This window comes from Paraburkholderia podalyriae (assembly GCF_014397785.1).
Lineage (GTDB): Bacteria > Pseudomonadota > Gammaproteobacteria > Burkholderiales > Burkholderiaceae > Paraburkholderia > Paraburkholderia podalyriae.
Genome location: NZ_VZQQ01000003.1, coordinates 207,251 through 224,542, shown reverse-complemented (window position 1 = coordinate 224,542; position 17,292 = coordinate 207,251). Strand labels below are relative to the sequence as shown.

At 61.4% G+C, this 17,292-nt stretch carries 15 protein-coding genes and 1 pseudogene; 7 read left to right on the top strand and 9 right to left on the bottom strand.

Annotated elements, in window-relative coordinates; genetic code table 11:
- Positions 1–7 precede the first annotated feature (7 nt).
- The 5 genes and pseudogenes from F6X42_RS04860 to F6X42_RS04840 all read left to right on the top strand — a co-directional run.
- A complete protein-coding gene (locus F6X42_RS04860) occupies positions 8–889 on the top strand; it encodes a branched-chain amino acid ABC transporter permease (RefSeq protein ID WP_187633112.1) in 882 nt (293 codons plus the stop codon).
- A 3-nt stretch (positions 890–892) separates the two neighbouring features.
- Positions 893–1,885, top strand: coding sequence for a branched-chain amino acid ABC transporter permease (locus tag F6X42_RS04855; protein WP_184057162.1), 993 nt, complete (start codon positions 893–895; stop codon positions 1,883–1,885).
- A complete protein-coding gene (locus tag F6X42_RS04850) occupies positions 1,882–2,628 on the top strand; it encodes an ABC transporter ATP-binding protein (protein WP_184057160.1) in 747 nt (248 codons plus the stop codon). Before F6X42_RS04855 ends, F6X42_RS04850 begins: the two co-directional genes overlap by 4 nt.
- Complete coding sequence (locus F6X42_RS04845; protein WP_187633111.1) at positions 2,612–3,292, top strand: ABC transporter ATP-binding protein; 681 nt, start codon at positions 2,612–2,614, stop codon at positions 3,290–3,292. The genes F6X42_RS04850 and F6X42_RS04845 overlap by 17 nt, the downstream gene beginning before the upstream one ends.
- 154 nt (positions 3,293–3,446) lie before the next feature.
- Positions 3,447–3,585 (top strand): annotated as a pseudogene (locus F6X42_RS04840) (IS6 family transposase); the annotation flags it as partial.
- A 41-nt stretch (positions 3,586–3,626) separates the two neighbouring features.
- Here the strand turns inward: F6X42_RS04840 and F6X42_RS04835 are convergent.
- From F6X42_RS04835 to F6X42_RS04820, 4 genes are all read right to left on the bottom strand, one after another.
- Complete coding sequence (locus tag F6X42_RS04835) at positions 3,627–5,135, bottom strand: aldehyde dehydrogenase (RefSeq protein WP_187633110.1); 1,509 nt, start codon at positions 5,133–5,135, stop codon at positions 3,627–3,629.
- A 71-nt stretch (positions 5,136–5,206) separates the two neighbouring features.
- Positions 5,207–6,433: an ABC transporter substrate-binding protein gene (locus F6X42_RS04830; RefSeq protein WP_187633109.1), complete on the bottom strand. Its 1,227-nt coding sequence runs from the start codon at positions 6,431–6,433 to the stop codon at positions 5,207–5,209.
- A 43-nt stretch (positions 6,434–6,476) separates the two neighbouring features.
- Positions 6,477–6,854 (bottom strand): hypothetical protein, encoded by a 378-nt coding sequence (locus F6X42_RS43815; RefSeq protein ID WP_246529960.1) that lies wholly within the window; start codon positions 6,852–6,854, stop codon positions 6,477–6,479.
- A 284-nt stretch (positions 6,855–7,138) separates the two neighbouring features.
- A complete protein-coding gene (locus F6X42_RS04820; protein ID WP_187633108.1) occupies positions 7,139–8,335 on the bottom strand; it encodes an acetyl-CoA C-acetyltransferase in 1,197 nt (398 codons plus the stop codon).
- Positions 8,336–8,671: 336 nt separating this feature from the next.
- On the opposite strand from F6X42_RS04820, the gene F6X42_RS04815 reads away from it, so the two are divergent.
- Positions 8,672–10,612 carry an AMP-binding protein gene (locus tag F6X42_RS04815; protein ID WP_246529959.1) on the top strand — a complete coding sequence of 647 codons (1,941 nt, stop codon included), beginning with the start codon at positions 8,672–8,674 and terminating at the stop codon, positions 10,610–10,612.
- A gap of 172 nt (positions 10,613–10,784) precedes the next feature.
- On the opposite strand, the gene F6X42_RS04810 is transcribed toward F6X42_RS04815, so the two are convergent.
- A complete protein-coding gene (locus F6X42_RS04810; RefSeq protein ID WP_187633107.1) occupies positions 10,785–11,678 on the bottom strand; it encodes an alpha/beta fold hydrolase in 894 nt (297 codons plus the stop codon).
- A 481-nt stretch (positions 11,679–12,159) separates the two neighbouring features.
- On the opposite strand from F6X42_RS04810, the gene F6X42_RS04805 reads away from it, so the two are divergent.
- Positions 12,160–13,101: a LysR family transcriptional regulator gene (locus F6X42_RS04805; RefSeq protein WP_187633106.1), complete on the top strand. Its 942-nt coding sequence runs from the start codon at positions 12,160–12,162 to the stop codon at positions 13,099–13,101.
- A 388-nt stretch (positions 13,102–13,489) separates the two neighbouring features.
- Here the strand turns inward: F6X42_RS04805 and F6X42_RS04800 are convergent, their stop codons facing one another.
- From F6X42_RS04800 to F6X42_RS04785, 4 genes are all read right to left on the bottom strand, one after another.
- On the bottom strand, positions 13,490–14,359 hold the full coding sequence (locus tag F6X42_RS04800; protein WP_246529972.1) for an alpha/beta fold hydrolase: 870 nt from the start codon (positions 14,357–14,359) through the stop codon (positions 13,490–13,492).
- A gap of 282 nt (positions 14,360–14,641) precedes the next feature.
- Complete coding sequence (locus tag F6X42_RS04795; protein WP_187633104.1) at positions 14,642–16,204, bottom strand: class I adenylate-forming enzyme family protein; 1,563 nt, start codon at positions 16,202–16,204, stop codon at positions 14,642–14,644.
- Positions 16,205–16,318: 114 nt separating this feature from the next.
- The gene (locus F6X42_RS04790; RefSeq protein ID WP_187633103.1) at positions 16,319–16,549 is read right to left on the bottom strand and encodes a hypothetical protein; all 231 of its coding nucleotides are present in this window, start codon (positions 16,547–16,549) and stop codon (positions 16,319–16,321) included.
- A gap of 83 nt (positions 16,550–16,632) precedes the next feature.
- Positions 16,633–16,818 (bottom strand): hypothetical protein, encoded by a 186-nt coding sequence (locus tag F6X42_RS04785; protein ID WP_187633102.1) that lies wholly within the window; start codon positions 16,816–16,818, stop codon positions 16,633–16,635.
- Positions 16,819–17,292 lie beyond the last annotated feature (474 nt).

The following is a 17,292-nucleotide window of genomic DNA, read 5'->3' as shown; positions in this document are numbered from 1 at the left end:
CCACAACATGAACTGGCAACTGCTAGCCGCGCAGGTGGTAGCGGGCGTCGCCAATGGCGCGCTGTATTTTCTCGTGGCTTCGGGCCTTACGTTGCTGTGGGGCGCACTGGGCGTAGTGAACATGGCTCATGGCTCCTTCTTCATGCTGGCGGCGTTCGGCGCCGCCGCCTGTATCCGCCTCTGGGGCCCGGAATTCGGCTTGCTCGCTGCTCTGGTAATCGTTCCCGCACTGGTGGCGCTGCTCGCTGTCGGCCTGGAGACCACGCTGTTCCGTCGCGTGTACGGCTATGGTCTTTGGGGCCAGTTGTTGCTGACTTTCGGCCTGTTGCTGGTTATCAACAACCTGGTACGTATCGTGTTCGGTGCGCAGGCCCTCTCGATGTCACCCCCACGGCTGCTGTCGGGATCCGTCGAGTTTGCGGGGATCCGCCTGGCGACCTATCAGCTGGCCATGTTGGTCGTGACCGCCGCGGTGGCGTGGTACCTCTGGCAGGTCCTGAACAAGAGCCGCACCGGACGTCTGATCCGGGCCGCCGTTGATGATCCGCAGATGCTGGAGGGAGTCGGGGTGGATGTGCGGCGGCTTCGAACGAAGGTGATGGCGATAGCCGCCTTGCTCGCAGGCATCGCGGGCGTCATCGCGGTGCCCCGCGGCGCGATCAATCTGCAGTTGGATGTACAGATGATCGTGATCGCGTTCGCGGTAATTGTCATTGGCGGTCTCGGCGCGGTCTGGGGCAGCCTCGCGGCAGCCGTCCTGATTGGGGTGGCGGAAACGGTGTCTACCCTATTCATGAAAACCGGCGGCGAGATGGTGATTTTCGCCGTAATGGTTGTCGTGTTGTTGGTGCGGCCGACCGGTTTCCGCACCATTGTTGGCAGGGAGTAAGCCATGGAACGATTCACTCCCGCCCGCTTCTGGACACTTCTTGTAATTTGCGCCGTCCTTGCGCTTGCGCCCCTGATCCTCCCAGCTTCGCTCTTGCCGGAGGCAACTCGCGTGGTGATCCTGGCGGGCACGGCAATGAGCTTGAACGTGCTCGTAGGTTCGACGGGATTGATTTCGTTAGGGCAAGGCATGTTCCTGGGGTTGGGCGCATATATCGTGTCGGTCGGCACTCTGAAATTTGGGTTGGGGTTCTGGTCCGCAGCGGCACTGGCGCTTGGCATCTCTGTCCCGATGTCACTGTTGACCGCCTTAGTCACGCTGCGGGCTCGGCACCTTTTCTTCGGCCTCCTTACGCTCGGGTTAGGGCAGGTTGCATTTGTGTATGTAGCGAGCAGCTACACGCTAACGGGTGGGGACGATGGTCTCATCGGTGTGCCGATACCATCATGGCTGGATGGTGACATCGCGCATCACTATGCGAGCGTCTGCGTCCTGTTGGTGGTCTGCTTACTGCTCCTGCGACTACTGGCCTCGCCCTTCGGCGTAATGCTTGGGGCGGTACGCGACAACAGGGACCGGGTTGCCGCAATCGGCGCCAACCCGAAGCTGTATGAAATCGCAGCCATGGTCATCGCTAGTGTGCTCGGAACGCTGTTCGGGGTGGTCTGGGTGCTCGCTGAAGGAAGCGTGGAGCCGAGCATCGTGTCCTGGATGACGAGTGCCATATTGCTCAACATGGTCGCGATCGGAGGGCGCACCTGGTTCTTCGGACCGTTGCTCGGTGCGGTGTTGTTGGAGGCTTCTCGCGCAGCGGTGCAGGTGCACTCGGCGCACTCCGATCTGGTGGTGGGCGGCGTGGTAATTCTGTGTGCCTTGCTCTGCCCGGAAGGAATCGGATCGCTTTTCAAGAAGATCGTGTGGTCGAGATCACGGCAACCCCTGGCCAAGCCGGATCCGGCGGCAGCACGGCAGCCGCTGGCTGGAGAACAGCGATGAGCGCCGTACTCGAAGCGTCGAACCTGTGCAAGTCCTTCGGCGATTTCACTGCGGTGGACGGGGTTTCGCTGACCGTGCACACGGGGGAAGCGGTCGCCATCATCGGGCCTAACGGGGCGGGAAAAAGCAGCCTCTTCGATCTACTCACCGGGCGCAAGATGCCGGATGCGGGCGAGATACACCTCTTTGGAAAGCCGGTTACCCGGCAACCGCCGTGGCGGCGGGTGAAGCAGGGGCTCGGTCGCTCCTTCCAGCTCAGCAGCTTATTCCCGGCGTACTCCGCGCGTGAGAATGTGCAGGTCGCGCTGATGGCCGCGAACAGCCTGAGTTGGAATGTGTTCCTGCTCGCAACAAAAACGCTGCGTGCGGAAGCCGATGACTTGCTCGATCGTGTCGGGCTGTCGGCAAAGGCACACGTGCGCGCCGGCGAACTGTCGCACGGCGATCTGCGCACCTTGGACCTGGCCGTGGCCTTGGCAACACGGCCCAAAGTCCTGCTGCTGGACGAACCCACCGCAGGAATGGGCCGGGAGGAGTCACGCGAGTGTCTCGCCCAGATCCGCGCAATCACCAGGCGGGAGAAAATTCCGATCGCCTTCGTGGAGCACGACATGGACGTAGTGTTTTCATTTGCCACTCGAGTGATTGTGCTCGTGGCAGGCAAGGTTCTGATTGACGCGCCGCCCGAGCGCGTGCGCGCGGACGAGCGCGTAAAGGAGGCGTATTTTGGCGAAGACTTCTGAGGAGGTCCTGCGCGTTGAAGCGCTGGAAGCGGGATACGGCTCTGTACGGGTAATTCGCAATGCAGCGATCGCCGTGCATGCCGGCGAGGTGGTCGGGTTGCTTGGAAGAAACGGCGCGGGTAAGACGACCTTTATCAACGCGATTGCCGGTCTACTGGCCTGCGCAAGCGGAAGTATCGTGCTCGCAGGAAGGGAGGTGTCTGAGTTGCCGGCGCATCGCCGCGTGGGAGCGGGCGTCACTATCGTCCCTAGCGGTGGGCGGCTGTTCAAGTCGCTGACAGTGGAAGAGAATCTCGCCATCGGCGTGCCGCATCCCGACCTGCAAAAAGTCACCGAGATCTTTGCGCTCTTTCCCGAGCTCTTGCGCCTGCGGTCAAGATATGCCGGCAAGCTGTCCGGCGGCGAGCGCCAGATGGTCGCCATCGGGCGTGCCTTGATGCTCGACCCCAAGCTGCTGCTAATGGATGAGCCGAGCGAAGGCCTGGCACCGATCGTGGTGCTGCGCCTTGCCGAGTCGATCAAAGCCTTGCAGGCCAGAGGCGTTGGCATCCTCGTTGCCGAGCAGAATGTCAAATTCACCGACCTGGTCTGTCAGCGCTGGTACGGAATCGACAAAGGCGCGATCACTGACAGACAACCGACGGCGATGCTGCCCCGCGCCTGATTCCATCTTCACTCGGGTGTGTTAATCAGCCATCACATTGCGGCTGCGACACAAATGCCCCTCGGCAATCATTGTTATGGGGAAACCGATTCAGGCCACCGTGCAACCTCCACATCTCGCTCGCGTCACTGCATTTCGCATGATTCCATTGTTTGAGGCCATCAACGCGAAGCGTGAATCACCGATCAAGATTCGCCAGAACAAGTATCTGCAACGTTGTCGAGCAAGATCATCCGGCGATCAAGCGACGCACTCAGCCCGTGGCTAGCTTCCAGACTCTTCGTTGTGCCCGGCATACTGTCAGAACAAAATGCGTGCTTCCTTCTTATTCGGTTCATGTGTACAGATTCGGGAACTGGCCGCTCGTGCTGATGACCGTCGTCCTCGTCTCGAGGTACGGATCGAGTGCATGGATGCCGTTCTCGCGGCCCCAGCCGCTGACTTTGAATCCCCCGTAGGGCGTCGACCAGCGCAGGAACGAGTACGTATTGACCCACACCATGCCCGCCTCGATACGGTTCGATACGCGATGTGCGCGTCCGACGTCGCGAGTCCACAGACCGGCGGTGAGACCGTATGGCGTGTCGTTCGCAATCGCGACCGCTTCGTCCTCGCCATCGAATGGAATCAGCGACGCAACGGGGCCAAAAATTTCGTCGCGGGCGATTCGCATCCGGTTCGTCACGCCGGCGAACACGGTCGGTTCGACGAAGTACCCGGGCGCAAGGGCTGGCGTAAGGACACGGCTGCCGCCCGTGATCAGCTCGGCGCCGTCCTGCTTGCCGAACTCGATGTACGAGAGAGTCTTCCGGAGCTGCTCTTCATGCGCCTGCGGACCCATATGGTTGGTATCGACCGATGGTAGACCGACACGCACGGACTTTGCACGCGTGCGGAACGCGTCGACAACGCGGTCGTAGATCGGGCGCTCGACGAGTACGCGGGAACCGAGCGCACAACTCTGTCCGGTCAGCCGCCACGCCGATGCTGTCGCGGCATTGATCGCATTGTCGAGATCGGCGTCGGCAAAGATAATATGCGGCGCCTTGCCGCCGAGTTCGAACGTGAAGCGCTTCAGATTCTCGGCGCCGTCGCGCACCATGTGTTTCGCGGTCTGGCTCGCGCCGGTAAAGGAAATCTTGTTGACGTCCGGATGCTTGACGAGATGCGCGCCCGCCGTCCGTCCGAAACCCGGCACGACATTGAACACGCCGGGCGGAATGCCGGCTTCGTGCATCAGACGCGCGAGCTCCAGCGCTGAAACGGGCGTCTGCTCGGCGGGCTTGACCACGACTGCGCAGCCGGCCGCTAACGCCGCGCCGATCTTGAGGCAGGTCGCAAGCAGCGGTGCATTCCAAGGAATGATCGCGCCGACTACGCCGATCGGCACGCGCGTCGTAAACGCATGCACGCTGTCGTCGATCGGGATTGTGGTGCCCTGCGCCTTGTCCGCGAGCGACGCGAACCACTGATACCACTGGACCTGTGCAGTGAGGCTCGCCCGGTGTTCGCGCACCAGATTGCCGTTGTCGCGCGATTCGATGACCGCCAGCTCGGGGATCGCCGCGCTGAAGAGATCGGCGAAGCGGCGCAGCAAGGCCGCTCTTTCGTGACCGGGCATCCGGCGCCACGGGCCGTTGAACGCTTGCCGCGCCGCGGCGACCGCGCGGTCGATGTCCTGCGGGCCGCCCATCGGTGCAATGGCCCACGGCTTGCCAGTGGCGGGATCGATGCTCTCGATGAGTTCACCGTCGAGCGGCTTCACCCATTCGCCGTCGATGTACAGATGTTCGTAGCGCCGCAGCGATGTGTCGCTTGCGGGGGCGAATGATTGGTTCGACATTCGATGCTCCGGGAAAGGTGCTGTTTCGTTCGGAAGATTGCCTTGTGCTTCGGGAGAAGAGCCGCGCAGATCTATTTGCGGGCTTCCTCGACAACCGCCTTCGACGGACGCGTGATGCTAGCGGCCACCACCTCGTCGATATCGAGCACCGGCTGACCGTATTGGGCGCTCTTGACCATTTTGCCGATGTAGACCGGCACTTCGGCTTCGTGATCGTACTGACCGAAGCGGACCTTCCCGCGCAGCAAGTCGAAGGCGTTCGTTTCGATCGCCCGCATGACCGCATCGGATTGCGTCGATTTCGCGGTAGTGACTGCCTGCGCCCAAGTCATCACGCAGTCATAGCCGACGCTTGCCCAATCCGACGGATAGTTGCCCGTGTGGGCTTTGAACTGCGAGACGAAATCCTTCGCATGCGGCGTTTTCTCCAGATAGTTGAATGGCGCGTATTGATAGGCTTCTGTGCCGAGCGGCGCGTCGTCGCCGAGGATCTTCAGTGTGTTCGCATCGACCACCGTCATGAAGTGATTGTTGATCTGCTTGAAGAAGCCCAGTGCGTTGGCCTGTTTCGAAAACGTGACGAGGTCCGCGCCGTAGATCTGGGCCCACACATAGTCGGGCTTCGCCGCGAGGATCTTGTTGATGCTCGCGGTGTAGTCGATTGCGCCGAGTTTCGGATATTCCTCGACGACGATCTGTGCCTGCGGGTTCATCTCTTTGAGGAACGCCTTGAACCGTGTAGCGGCCGAACGTCCGCCCGCGTAGTCGGGCACGAGCAGCGCGTAGCGCTTGTACGACTGTTTCGCGAGCCGCGTGGTGACGGCGCGCATCAGCATGTAGGTCGTTGGCGCCATCGAAAAGACGTAGGGCTGATAGTCCTTCATCGTGATCTCCTCGGCGGCCGAGATGGCGACACACATCGGCACCTTCAGCTTCCCGGAGACCATTTTGCTGACGGCGATAGTGCTGCCCGAGCTGGTCGGAGAGAGCAATAGAGACGCGCCCGGCTGGACGAGCGCGCTGGCCTGGTTAATTGCACGTTGCGGATTGGTGCCGTTGTCCTGCTTGTCGAACGTGACCGGTCGTCCGAGTACCCCACCATGTTTGTTCAGACTGTCGATCGCGAACTGAATCCCGGCAAGCGACTGTTCGCCGAGGTCGGAAGCAGGCCCACTGAGATCGAGCGAGCCGACGATTCTTATCGGCATCGCGTCTTGCGCACATGACATGGTGCTCGACAGGGCGAGCAGGAGGCCGGCAAGTGATATGCCGGCGCAGGGAAATGAAAGTCGCTTCATTGCGATGTCTCCTCGTGTTGGTTTGTGATCTGTTGTAAGTCCGTTAGATGCGCGAGGACAATCTCGGTGAATCGATCGTTCCACGCCTTGAAATTGAAGCAATACGGTCTGCCGCAGACGTACGCTCACCTCGGGTCACAAACCTAACAACTGATAGATTGAAATACGATTCAACGCATCGATCCGTGCGGGAAACCGGGGCGGCATACCCAGACACATGCTTCACTCGCACCGACGCCGAAGCGAGCGACGAACAGTCCGAATAGGTATCGGCGCGTCCGCAGAGTGCGGTGAAGAGGCTCCGCAGGCAGATGGCAACCACCAGAATATTGCGTCGATCGAAGACATCGACCAGTCGGCCGAAAACGGGCGCCGCCAGAAGATTGGCGGAGAAGAATGCGATGCCCTGGATCAGACTCAACTGGGGTGTCGGAGATCGGCAGCGAATGCCGGATCGCATCGACCAGAAGACTAAGCAGTTGACGATCGATGTAGGCGAGCGAATACGAGAAAGTGAGAAGCGCGAGCACATACGATGAGCTGCTGCGGTCAATCTATATCAGCCGGGCTATCTGAATTTAAATAAGAAATCGAATCAAAGGCGAGCTGAAAACCATGACGCGGGCATATGAATGATCGAATCCTGCGACGCGACGGATATCCACTCACGCCGCAGGCTGCAGCAGTAAATTCTCCAGTTGTGGGTCACGCTGACTCGACCAACGCGGCCAGACCCTGACCACCGCCGATGCACATCGTCTCGAGACCGTAACGTGCTCCGCGCCGCTTCAACTCATACAGCAACGTCGCCATCATCCGCACACCCGTTGCGCCGATCGGATGGCCGAGCGAAATACCCGAGCCGTTCACGTTCAGGCGTTCGCGGTCGTCCCAATTCCAGCCCTTCAGCACAGCGAGCGCTTGCGCAGCGAACGCTTCGTTCAGTTCAACGAGATCGACGCGATCGAACGAAAAGCCGGTGCGGGCGAACAGGCGTTCGACGGCAGGAACCGGGCCGATGCCCATCTTCGACGGCTCGCACCCGGCGGCCGCCCATCCGACGAGATAACCGAGCGGCGCCAACTCGAGTTCGTCCAGCTTGTCCTCCGCGACGATCAGGCAAGCCGCGGCGGCGTCGTTTTGCTGGCTCGCGTTACCCGCCGTCGTGATGCCGTCCTTCATGAGCGGCTTGAGCTTGGCAAGCGTATCTGACGTCGTATCGGGGCGAATGCCTTCATCGCGCGAGAACATTACCGGTTCCCCCTTTTTCTGGGGAACGGCGATCGGCACGACTTCGTCATTGAACTTGCCCGTTTCCCATGCGGCGGCGGCGCGCTCGTGACTACGAGCGGCAAAGCTGTCGGCCTCGGCACGCGAGATACCGTATTCACGCGCGAGGTTCTCCGCCGTTTCGACCATGCCCGAGATATAGCCGAAACGTTCCTCCGGCTGCGAGCGTTCGCGGCCGCGTTCGAGGCGGTCGTGAAAGCGCGCCGAACCGGAGCGCTTGCCCCAGCGCATGTCGGTCGTGTAGTACTCAATGTTGCTCATGCTTTCGACGCCGCCGGCCAGCACCACATCCGCCGCGCCGCTCTGAACCATCATCGCAGCGGTGGCGATGGCCTGCAACCCGCCGCCGCAACGACGATCGAGCTGCATTCCAGGCACGCTGATCGGCAGGCCTGCGTTCAGCGCCGCCCATCGACCGATGCAGGGCGTTTCGCTGTTTGCATACGATTGCGCGAACACGACATCGTCGATACGCGACGGATCTATTTTCGTGCGCGCGAGTGTGGCCTTGATGACCGCATCCGTCAGGCCTTCTACCGGGATGTTGCGCAGGGATCCGCCGAACGTACCCACCGGGGTTCGAACGGGTGCAACAATGGCTGCTCGTCTCATGAAAATGTCCTTCTGCGTTGTAGGTGGCATGCGTGCGATTGGATATGGCGAGGCATGTCGAATGTTTGTTCACATTGCGGGGCGTGCTAACTGAGCGTCAACGCGGGCCCAGAAAGATTTCCGTACTTCGATACGACGACGGTCCCGAGGACGGTGAAACCGGAAGCAAACATACGGCTCGTGCAGGTACGGAGCGCATTTTTGCGCAGGCTCGCGTCATTCCGTTGCACGGAACACGCCGATTCGCCGCGTTGACTTGGCAACGCGGGCGGATCACGATGGACAAGACAATGATCAGGCCGATTCCCGGCTTTACCTTACCCGCCTGGAACTTCAATGAGTGAACATAGGATGAATGTGTGGAGACCAACGGCCGACGATATCGCAACGTCGAATGTCACTGCACTGATCGAGCGTCTAGGACTCGAGGACTACGACGAACTGTTGGCCTTCTCGAACGCCCAACCCGAACACTATTGGCGAACCGTCGTCGATTTCTGTGGGATCGTATGGGACGTCGATTACCACACGTATGCCGATCTCTCCGCGGGCAAGGAGTTTCCGAAGTGGTTCCGCGGCGGACAACTGAACTGGGTCAAGACTGCCCTGAAGTGGGCGGACGATCCGGCCACCGTGCAACAGGACGCAGTCGTCGCCGAGCGGGAAGACGGCTCGATTCAGCGCGTGACCTACGGTGAGTTGGCGCAGCGAGTCGCGTCGTTCGCGGCAGGCCTGAAGGCGCAAGGCGTGAAACGTGGCGATCGCATTGGCTTGCTGATGGAGAACGGCGTCGAGGCGACTGTTACGTTGCTGGGCATTGCGTGGGTTGGCGCGGTTGCGGTGCCGCTCTTCAGCGGGTTTGGCGTCGACGCGATCGTGTCGCGGCTGTCGTCATGTTCCGCACGCTTATTGATCGCAACAACGGGCTTCTCGCGTCGCGGCAAGTGGGTCGATACGCGCAAGCTGGTCGACGAAGCGTTGACGCGCTTGCCGGATATCGACACTGTTATCTGGAAACGCGCGGCAGAGCCGATCCATTTCGACGCAAAGGTGCTCGACTGGCGCGCGGTCGCCGACGCACAGCCGGACCCGGCGGCCGAGCGGATGTCGCCTGAAGACCCGTTCATGGTGATCTACACGTCCGGAACGACGGGCAAGCCCAAAGGGGCGGTGCATACGCACGGCGGCTTCCCGCTGAAGATCGCGCACGACTCGGCCGTGCATTTCAACGTCAAGCAGGGCGACGTGTTTTGCTGGCCCGCCGACATGGGCTGGATTGCCGGCTCGCTTGTGATGTCGAGCGCGTTGCTGCGCGGTGCGACACTAGTCTGCTATGACGGCGCACCCGACTTTCCGGACTGGTCGCGTATGTCGCGTCTGATCGAGCGTCATCGCATTACGCATTTCGGTTCGGCGCCAACATTGATCCGCGGTCTCGCGGCCAACGCCGGGATCGCCATGCAAGGCGATGTGTCTACAGTGCAGTTGCTGATCACCGCCGGTGAGGGCATCGATCCGGAGCATTTCGTCTGGTTTCAGGAAGCGTTCGGCTCGGGGCGCCGCCCCGTCATCAACTACACGGGCGGCACTGAAGTATCGGGCGCGTTGCTGTCGAGCGTTGTCGTCAGACCGATCGTGCCGAGCGGATTCAACACGGCGTCTCCATCGGTGGAGGTCGACGTCGTCGGGCCGACCGGCGAATCGCTGGTCGACCGCATCGGCGAGTTGTCGGTGCATGCACCGTTCGTCGGCATGACGCAATCGTTCTGGCAGGACAACGAGCGCTACCTCGATTCTTACTGGCGAACGATTCCAGGCATCTGGGTGCACGGCGATCTGGCGATGCACCGCGAAGACGGACACTGGTTCATGCTCGGCCGATCCGATGACACGATCAAACTGGCCGGCAAGCGAGTCGGCCCGGCCGAGATCGAAGAGGTGCTGCTTGAACTGCCAGAGATCGCCGAAGCAGCGGCGATCGGCGTCGACGATGCCGTCAAGGGGCAGAAGCTCGTCGTGTTCGTCATCCAGACGGCGGGATCGCACGTGTCACCGGTTGAACTTGAACAAAGTCTCGCCAAGCATGTCGACGGCAGGCTTGGGCGGCCGTTCCGTCCATCCGCGGTGCATGTGGTCGCGCAACTGCCGAAGACGCGCAGTTCGAAGATCATGCGGCGCGTGATTCGCAGCGTTTATGCGGGACAGCCTCCGGGAGACTTGTCGTCGCTCGATAACCCGGGTGCGCTGGATGACATTCGTCGTGCCGCGGGGCGTTGAGTTGCGTTGGGCGCTGCGCTGATCGCGGTGCTCGGGCCGGCAGCGGCAGCGCTTGCTGTTGCCGATCTGGTTGAGGAAAGGGCAGCGCGGGGCCGGTAGCGTTGCTGTTCGTATCAGAAGCGCGTCGTTCCTTGGGCCGCCACGGACCTATGCAGCGAAGCCGGGCACGTTGTTAAGGTTGACCCGAAAGCGAGGCAACCGGAACATTGCGTGCGAGGAATTGAACGGCCGCCTTTCCGAATACGTCGTTGCGGTCTCCTGCCACCATATGTCCGGCTTCCGCGACGTTCACGTATTCCGAGTGCGGGCAGAGTTCGAGGAATTCGCGCACGCCCGCTTCACTGACGACATCGGAACTGCCGCCGCGCACCAGCAACGTTGGCAGCGTCAGTTGGCGCGCGCAAGCCGCCAACCGCTCGTGACGCGTGCGCAGATCGATGGTGCCGGCGAGGAATCTCGGATCCCAATGCCACCGGTAACGTCCGTCGTCACAGAAGCGGACGTTTTTGGACAGGCCATCGAGATTGCGCGGGCGCGCTTGAGTCGGGCGATATTGACCGATCGCGTCGGCGACTTCCTCGAGCGAGCCGAATCCGTCGGGACTTTGCTGCATGAACGTGTGAATTCGGGCGACGCCGGCGGGCTCGGTATAAGGCACGATATCGACGAGGATCAACGCGCTGGTGTCGATCTGGCGCTCTCCGGTTGCAACGAGGCTAGTGCCGCCGCCCAGCGAGGCGCCGACGAGCACGGGGCGTCTTGCGCCGAGCGCCGCTACGACACACGTGAGATCGCGCACCAGTGCGTCCTGGCTGTAGTCGCCGTCGCGAGCCCAGTCGGAATCCCCGTGCCCGCGGGCATCGTAGGCTACGGCACAATAGCCGGTCTTGCCGAGCAATTCGCCGGTTCCGCCCCACGCGTGGCGGGTTTGGCCGCCACCATGCAGCAAGACGACGAGTGGGCCGTCGGCATGACCCCACGTGTCGCCCGCGAGCCGGACGCCACCGGAACCTTTCCATATGTGCATCGGCTCCGGGGTGCCGGGAAGGCGGTTTCCTGCTTTCATCGTGATCCTCATGGTTGGGTGGGTACGGCATGTGGCTAGCGTGCGGCGGCCGGACGTCTTGCTGAACGGCGCGAACGGACAGGCTGCTGGCCTGCGAACGAAGATGCCGAGACGGGCGGCATTCTCCGCGCCCTCGTCAAACTTCGCCGGTGGCAGCAAATGTGTCAACTTAGACGATCGCGCTGTTCCGTACTTTGATGGACCGAGGGCGGTCGTTGATCGAGTATCGAGCTGGGTTCCGGCGGATCGCAGTTACCGGCCGCGCGGCACGAGCCTTTCGCTGGACACGTCCCGGGCGCTCAGGTAGTTTCTCCGCACTTCGTAGACTCCCGTCTTAGGCGGCACCCACGAGATCGAAACAGCGGTCGATACGTATCGGTGACCGCGCTGCTGCAACACCACGACAGGTCTCGCTCGGGACCTTCGGAAGCCTCGCCACGTGACGGAGTGCGAGGCGAATTCATCGCAGGGAAAAGGATCAATGGACACGCTACACATGATGCGGATATTTGTTCGCATCGCAGAAGAGGGCAGCTTCACGGAGGCAGCTCAACGTCTGAATATCACCAACGCCAATGCGTCGCGGTCGATCGCGCAACTGGAGGCGCATCTGCGCACGCGCTTGCTCAACCGCAGCACGCGCCGCGTCGCGCTCACCGAGGCGGGGCAGCGCTATCTGGAACGATGCGAGCGAATTCTCGCCTATGTCGAGGAGGCCGAGGCCGAAGCCGCGGATGCGCATGCCCGGCCTTCCGGAAAGTTGCACGTGCATGCGACGTCGAGTTTCGGCCAGACGTACGTGTTACCCGCGGTTTTGCGCTATCGGGAACAGAATCCAGCGGTATCGGTCGAGTTGACGTTATCGCAGCACGTGCCGGACCTCCTGGACGAGGGCTATGACGTCTCGCTTCAATTGAGCATGACGGATTTGCCCGACTCGGGGTTTGTATCGCATCGACTCGGCGACTTGCCCAGCGTGCTCTGCGCCGCGCCGGCCTATCTGAGCAAACATGGCACGCCGCACTCGGTGGAGGAGCTTCGCGGGCACGCTTGTCTGCAGATCGTCGCATCCGTGTTTCCGCGTGATCGCTGGCATTTGGAGGGACCCAATGGCCGGGAAACGTTTGAATTTCCGCCGGCAGATTTTCAGGTGAACGCGATCGATGCTCTGAGTGTTGCGCTGAGGGCGGGCGTCGGCATCGGCTCGCTTCCTATGGCGACGGCGATGCCGGCGCTGCGCAGTGGTGCGCTGGTTCGCGTGCTGCCCGACTATCAGTTGCAGAATCTGACCGCGTACGTCCTGTATGCGTCGCGCCAGTACCTCGACGCGAAGATCGGGACATTCGTCCATTTCCTCCGGGAAGCCGTTCCGCAGGCGCTCGCGGCCGACAAGACGGCATTGTGCATGTACGGCAAGCAATAGTCCGATGCATCGGCAGGGCGGTCGTTCTAGGGGCGCGGCTGTCGCCTCCGCGGTCGGCGATTTCGACAACTGGGTTGCATGGCAAAAGTAAGATATAGGCGGCGCTGTTCGACGACCTGCTCACAAGGATTCTTGCGGGGAGATGGCGATATTGCGCAGTGCAGGGTGTTCGTTCTCAGCCGCATCAATTCCGGTTAGACTTGGTTCAATCGGAAGAAGGGCACATTGGAAAGCGTCGCGGATCAGCTTTGCACGATGTTCTTCGAGGGCGTGAAGCCTGCTACCAAGCCACGGCGGACCGCGCGCAAGATAGAGGGTCGCCGCTTCGTCGTGAACCCGTGGCGCCGGCGGCTCTGCGGCGCGCCGGAAGCATTCTCCAGCGGCGGCTTCAACTATATGCAACCGCGCGGCGCGTCGCCGACTGATCGGCGCGCGCCTGGCGAACGAGAAAACGAAGTACCGTTTCGCCAAATACGTCGTTGCGCTCACATGCAACCATGTGACCGGCATCCTGCACATCGGCCGATTCCGCATGTGGGCACAAACGCAGAAACTCCTCCACTCCTGCCTCACTGACGATCTCTGAGCTTTCGCCGCGCAGCAGAAGTGTTGGCAGCTTCAGCTTGCGCGCGCTCGCCGAAAATCGTGAATGACGGCGCGGGAGATCGCGTGGCCACGCAAGGAAGCGAGGATCCCAATGCCAGCGATATTTGCCGTCGTCTCCGAAGCGCACGCTTCGGGTCAGGCCTTCCGGATTTGGCGATTGCAGTTGCTGCGGATGGAACTGCCGGATCACGTCAGCAATTTCGTCGAGCGACCGAAACCCGCCGGGCTTTTGTCGCATGAACGATTGGAGACGCGATACGCCCGCAGGCTCGGTATGAGGCGCGATATTGACGAGAACCAGCGCCTGGGCGTTCAGATAGTTTTCTCCCACCGCGAGGAGACCGGCTGCGCCGCCCAACCCGGCGCCGACGATCATGGGCCGCCGCTCGCCTAACGTCGAGGCGACGCATTCGAGATCGCGGACCATAGCGCCCAGGCTGTAGTGGCCGATGGGAGACCAGTCGGAGTCGCCGTGGCCCCTGGCATCGAATGCCACGGCGAAAAAACCTGCGTCACCGAGTGCTCTTCCTGTTCCACTCCAGCTGTGACGGGTTTGGCCGCTGCCGTGCAGGAGGATGACAGGGGTACCGTCCGGGTCGCCCCACGAGTCGCCAGCGAGGCGAATGCCGTCCGCGCTTCTCCATACATGCATGGGGGCGGGCGCGGCCGGCAGGCATGTGCCCACTTCCGTCGAAGTCTTCATGGTCGAATTGCTCTCAGGTTGCGCGGCGTGTGCGTGCATGCTTTGCGCACGAGTCGACACGTATAGCCGTAACTTCAACGCGGAGCGTCACGGCGTCAATCCCAGTCGCGTAGGTGTTCCGTACTCTGGTCGGTCGTTCCGACGTAGAAACGGGAACAGGACCGGCAGCATTTAGCGAGTAATAGATCCGCGGAGCGCGAAGGGCTTCGAAGCGCTTGCTGTCGCAGCGTGTTATCGCGGAGTAGCCGAACTTCGATGCGATGGCACTGCGTGATCATCTTGTGCCATCGCACGGAGAATATGCCTCATCAGTTTTCCGCTGGCAGTCGTTGGTATTTCCGGAATGACGATGATCCGTGAGGGCCGCTTGTATGGCGACAGCCGCGCGGCCAGGTGCCGATTCAATGCGTCGACGTCGGCCGTTGCTCCGGCTTCGAACTCGACGAAGGCGATCACCTCCTCATTGCTGTCTTCTGTGCGTCGGCCGACCACGGCGGATTGCCTGACCCCATCGAATGAATTGATCACCGTTTCCACTTCGACCGGATAGACGTTGAACCCTGAACGGATAATCAGGTCCTTCGACCGCCCGACGATGAACAATGCACCGTCGGCATCGATCGTGCCGATGTCGCCGGTATCGAGCCAACCGTCTGGGTCCAGCACTTCGGCGGTCGCATGCGGCGCGCGGTAGTAACCTCGCATGACGCCGGGACCGCGCACCCACAACTCGCCCGGCGTTCCGCGCGGGACAAGGTTGCGGTTTTCGTCCAACACGCGCAACTCGGCACCCTCAACTATTTCGCCTGCAGAACAGTCTTGCCGCGGCCGTTCGATACGCGTCACCGCCAGTGATCCCGCGTATTCGGTCATGCCATATCCGTGGTGCAGAGGTTGCCCGAAACGCGCTTCGACTTCGCGCTTGAGCGTCAGGTCGAGCAGGCTGCCGCCGGTGTAGAGGTAACGGAGCTTCGACGCGCCCACCGTCCGTCCGGACTCCCGCAAATAGCTGACGACGCGTGTGAACATCGTCGGCACGCCCTGCAGAATTGAGATCGCGCCGCTTTCGATCGCTTCGATCACGTCTCCTGGATCGAAACGCGCGCATAAGTGCAGGCTTGCCCCGCCGTATAACGTGGCGAGAAGCAAGGTGCCGATGCCGAATATGTGAGACATCGGCAGCACCGCGTACGCGCAGTCGCCTGGTTTTAAGTCACGTGAGATCGCGGAAACTCGCGCGAAGTGCAACAAGCCGCGATGCGTGACCATGACGCCTTTGGGCTGGCCCGTGGTCCCCGACGTATAGATCAGGATGGCCACCTCGCGCGCCGTCGTCCCGCTCTCGGGGCGAGCATTTGAATCCGCATCGCTGCACAAGACGGCGCCGATGCCGTCCGCTACAGTTATGCGAGCGCCAAGCCGTTCGCCGTGACGCAACGCGTCCGGCGAAACATCGTGCGTGAACAACACCAGCCGCGGCTCGCAATGCGCACAAATCGCGGAAAGCTCTCGCTCCGACAGACGTGCATTGACCACGACCGGCCAAGCCCCAATTTCCGACAACGAGAACAGCATGACGATTAGCGCCGTGCAGTTCTCACCGACGATCACGACGCGGTCGCCGGGCATTGCGCCCCGGCTTTCGAAAAATGCGCGGGCCTTTTGGATGCGCGCCCACAGTTCTCCGAACGTCGTGCGTTGCTCGCCATCGACGATGGCAACGAGATCTGGCGCGCGCGACGCCCAAAAGCACGGAATCCCGCTGATCCGTGCGAGTTTATCTGGAACCGTCATCGAGTTCTCCTGATCATGTGCGCTTTCCAGCCGGTCGCGGCTTCGTGCGTGCCGAAGGGTCCGGTTTCGTCCAGCCGTCCCACTTCGGTTCTATGTCGACCCCGGGCCGGCAGTTCAGTCGTCGCGCAGCGGTAATGCCTCGGCGGGATTGATCAGGCGATCGATCGCCTGGCTGTCGAGATGCGCAAGCGAATAAGGAAGTGACAGCAGTCCGAAAAGATAACAGGACCGTTGCACCCCGGCCGGCATGTGACCTGCTGATGCAGCCGCCGCGAGGCTCTCACGGAACGTCCCACCAAATCGTTCGAGAGGAATGGCACGACCCGCACGCTCTTCAATCACCAAGCCTGCGGTCCGCGTACGCGAATCTCCGTCGCACGTCTCGTTGCACAGTAATAGCCATCGAAGCGAGATGAGGCAGGCCGCGATCATCCGGTCCTCCGTTCGCACGCATGCGCGCGGCTTATATTGGCCTCCAGCGCACGCATGATCGACGCAACGTCGCCGATGTCCTCAAGATTGAAGACGGCGTCGATCACATGGTCGATGCAGTCGGCTGACATCACGTCTGCAGTGTTTCGGTGGAACTTGGCGGCGAGGTGGTCGTTGGTCATCAGGCTCGCGCAATCGGCCGACGGGCCTGTCGGGGAATGTTCGGTAGGCGGCGGGAAAGTACGACGTGCCGCAGAACTGAATGCGGGCAGATCGGGCGTGCATGCGTCGGCATCCGTGAAGCATGTGCCGGCGTAGGTCGCGCGACCGAAATGCATCTTTTATCTACGTACCAGCTAAGAGATGTTAGTTTTATTGATCGACAGGCGAATCGCCATGGGTGTTAATCCTTACACGTTGCGCGCAGATGAGTCAGCGTGGCAAATAGCTCTTTATCGACACGTACCCAATCCTAAATCGAAGTACGGAATCAAATCGCCCGAAGCGAACCGGAATGAAATATCGGTGTTCCAATTCGGCAGATGCGGGGCTAACGCTCGGGGCGCTGCGTCGCACACTGGCTAAAGCTACCCGCCGTTAGCAGGGTTGATTTTCGTTGTCACGGGCCCGTTTCGTCGTTCGGGTTCCACCTATCA